This is a genomic window from Colwellia sp. TT2012 (genome assembly GCF_001440345.1).
Classification (GTDB): Bacteria; Pseudomonadota; Gammaproteobacteria; order Enterobacterales; family Alteromonadaceae; genus Colwellia.
Window position 1 is genome coordinate 1 of sequence record NZ_LJYX01000079.1, and the last position, 996, is coordinate 996.

Annotated in this window: 2 protein-coding genes; both read right to left on the reverse strand. The window is 55.5% G+C overall.

Features of this window, described 5'->3' with window-relative positions; all coding sequences use genetic code 11:
- Positions 1-711, reverse strand: a 711-nt coding sequence (locus ASU03_RS20210) for a 7TMR-DISM family protein (protein WP_331456678.1), incomplete at its 3' end; no start/stop codon positions are given.
- Positions 644-996, reverse strand: a 353-nt coding sequence (locus ASU03_RS21625; RefSeq protein ID WP_231731645.1) for a hypothetical protein, incomplete at its 5' end; no start/stop codon positions are given. The genes ASU03_RS20210 and ASU03_RS21625, both read right to left, overlap by 68 nt.

Below are 996 nucleotides of genomic sequence, written 5' to 3' on the forward strand. Positions count from 1 at the left end.
GAAATACTCCACTGCCGCGCCATTCACCGAGAGCTGGTACATGCCGAACGAGGCGATATAAAGGATGTAATAGAGGTAGCTGGTGTCGCGCACGCTGAGGTAGATAAACAGGTTGTACACCAGCATGCCCAGCAACACGCCGTAGATCAGGCCCAGCATATACAGGCGCAGCGGCTGATCTTCCAGGTACGCGGTACTCGACCACAGGGTCAGCGGCGCCTGGATCGAGCCTTCGCTTTGCAGGCGCAAATAGAGGGTTTTCTGCTCACCGGCCTTGAAATCGACATTGAACAGGTAGTTGTTCTGGCGAATCTCGCGGCTGGCAAACGGCAATGCATCACCGGTGCGCCCGGCCAGTCGGTAGGCGCCGGTATCATCAGGGACGTACAACTCCAGATGATCAAGGGGCGGATAGGCCAGCTCCAGTAACCAGGTGCGCAGGGCCTGCGGATCCTTGGGCAGGTAATGCAGGTCGACCTTGAGCCAGAACGCCGAGCGCGAATAGCCGGCATTGAGGGTGTCTTTATCATGGGTGGTGTAGCGACTGGCCAATGCGACGGAACGGGCATCGGCGAGAGTGACGCTGCCACTTGGGTCTTCAAGCACTTGCATGACCCGGCCCAGAGGAAGGCTGCGGGTGGTTTCATCGAACTCGACGGCGCCGGCCAGCATCGGCAGCCCGCACAAGAGAAACATCCGCAAATGGCGCATAGAGCCCCAGCGTGGCCTGTCCGGTTATGTCAAAAGCCCCCCATTCCTTTTGAGAAGACGTACACCGGCGATACATTAAGTTGTTTGGATCCACTCTAGCATAGCCGGTAAAGGCCAAAAGACCCCATTGAAATAATTTTTTGAAAGGCTCTAGACCGGGGCTTTCAGCGCTATAACTGTCAAAAATAAATGATAGCTTATAGCCATTTTTCTTGATACTCCGAAGCAAAATACAAGCACTGCCCGACAGCCACGCAAAAAGCGTTTGGTGGTAAGCTCGCGCAC